Source organism: Loktanella sp. DJP18 (genome assembly GCF_049310965.1).
Lineage (GTDB): Bacteria > Pseudomonadota > Alphaproteobacteria > Rhodobacterales > Rhodobacteraceae > Loktanella.
In genome coordinates this window covers 1-526 of the sequence record NZ_JBMERN010000414.1, presented here as the reverse complement: position 1 = coordinate 526, position 526 = coordinate 1, and the positions used below count along the sequence as shown (strand labels likewise).

Annotated in this window: 1 protein-coding gene; it reads right to left on the bottom strand. The window is 60.8% G+C overall.

The genetic code is table 11. The features are described 5' to 3' along the window. On the bottom strand, window positions 1–526 hold a 526-nt coding region (locus tag ACOI1H_RS26210), incomplete at both ends, for a GntR family transcriptional regulator (RefSeq protein ID WP_422441291.1).

The window sequence follows — 526 nt, the reverse complement described above, 5'->3', positions numbered from 1 at the left end:
TGCCGTGACAGCGTGGCACAGGCCACATCGGTACGCCCCTTACGCAAAGCCTCAAGGATGCTGCGGTGGTCGCGGTCAGTGTGTGCTTCCCAATCCTGGCGCCACGCGGCGAAGAGGAAATAGGCGCTCGCCACATGCAGGTCGTCGATGGTGCGCAACAGGCGAGGCATGCGACAAGGCGAAAGGATAAGGCGGTGAAAGCGGCGGTTGGCAGCATCCCATTCGCGAACGTTTTCTGCTGTGTCGCCACGACGTGTAACTTCTTCTGCTTCCTGAATAACAGCATGGGTTATGTTAGGGGCAGCATGGCGCAGCGCGAGCGACTCGAGGCTGGACCGCATCTCAGCCACCTCGCGCAATTCTGCCAAATCGAATTCTGTGACGCGATAACCCCGCCGTGGCTTGCTCTCGGCCAAGCCACGAAGCTCCAACTCGCGAAAAGCCTCCCGGACGGGAACATGGCTTGCGCCAAATTCTGCGGCAACGTGATCCTGCCGCAGACGCATGCCCGGCGCGATTTCCCCTG